Origin of the sequence: Methylobacterium oxalidis (genome assembly GCF_007992195.1) — a bacterium.
Lineage (GTDB): Bacteria > Pseudomonadota > Alphaproteobacteria > Rhizobiales > Beijerinckiaceae > Methylobacterium > Methylobacterium oxalidis.
In genome coordinates, this window is record NZ_BJZU01000298.1 from 1 (window position 1) to 1,087 (window position 1,087).

1 protein-coding gene is annotated in these 1,087 nt (G+C 55.4%); it reads left to right on the forward strand.

The annotated features are described in order from the left end of the window. The first annotated feature begins 401 nt into the window (after positions 1-401). Positions 402-926 carry a hypothetical protein gene (locus MOX02_RS30680; protein ID WP_147029522.1) on the forward strand — a complete coding sequence of 175 codons (525 nt, stop codon included), beginning with the start codon at positions 402-404 and terminating at the stop codon, positions 924-926. Positions 927-1,087: the final 161 nt, after the last annotated feature.

Consider the following 1,087-nt stretch of genomic DNA (forward strand, 5'->3'; position numbering starts at 1 on the left):
GTCTGATTGGCATCTACTTGCCGCTATTTCGGTGAATTGCTGCGAAGGTGCAAACGCGCTTCGGCCTTGTCTTCGACGTAATCTACGCGACCTGGGGTTATTTCGCGCAGATTAGGGTTCCGCAGGTGCAGGTTCAGAAACGCCAACCCAGCGAAGTTCATGAGGCCCTAAAATCTGGCAGGACCGAAGGTTGCGCTGGCAAGCTTCTGATACCTATGAACGTCTGCCCACAGAGAGCATGGCATGCAAAATGTTCGATTCGGGCGAACCAAACAACTGTTACGGTTTCGTCGAGAAGTAGTGATTTTGTATTTGTCTGCGACCGCTCAGATAGATTTGGGGGCTTCTCAACTGCTTCAAGTTCATCCAAAATAAGCAAGGGGGTCTCAGAGGAGGCGTCCATGAACTTACTGCGGGTCTGTACGGTACTGGCCGTATTCGCGCCAGCCTCTGCGCTGGCGGAGGATCACAGCGGAAAGTTTTCTGGAAAATTTACTCATCAAGAGATGATGCCTCTCGATCAGCAGGGGCAGAAGATGGTGGTCGGGCTGACCTCGACCGGATCGAATAAAAATACAGATAAGACCGACTTTATGAATGACGCGCAGGTCGTATGGGGTGGGACTACCGTAATCGAACAGGGCAAAGGACCGGAGCAGGGCATCATCACCCTTGTCGCCAAGGACGGCACGGCCAGCGCCGTCTTTACAGGCACCGCGACGATGCAGATGCAGCAGGACGGCCCGCGCATCAATGGGCAGGGGACCTGGGAGGTTGTTTCGGGTACGGGTGCCTACGAGAACTACAAGGGAAAAGGCAATTACACCCGCACCGCCACGTCTAAGACCGATTTCGAGGGCGAATGGAAGGGCTCATTGACCAAGGGCATGCGCGACCCGGAGACCACTGCCAGCCCGCGGCGGTAATCACGTAGGTTGCTGCTTCAACGGAATGCCACGTCCGAGGCTCTGCCTGGGTCGTGGCATGTTGAAGGCTATACCCGCCGAGATGCGGAGCAGCCGTAAAGTCCTGAATGCAGATTTCCGACGCGCTTCCGTAAGTGATGCTGGGTTCAGAAGAGCTAGGG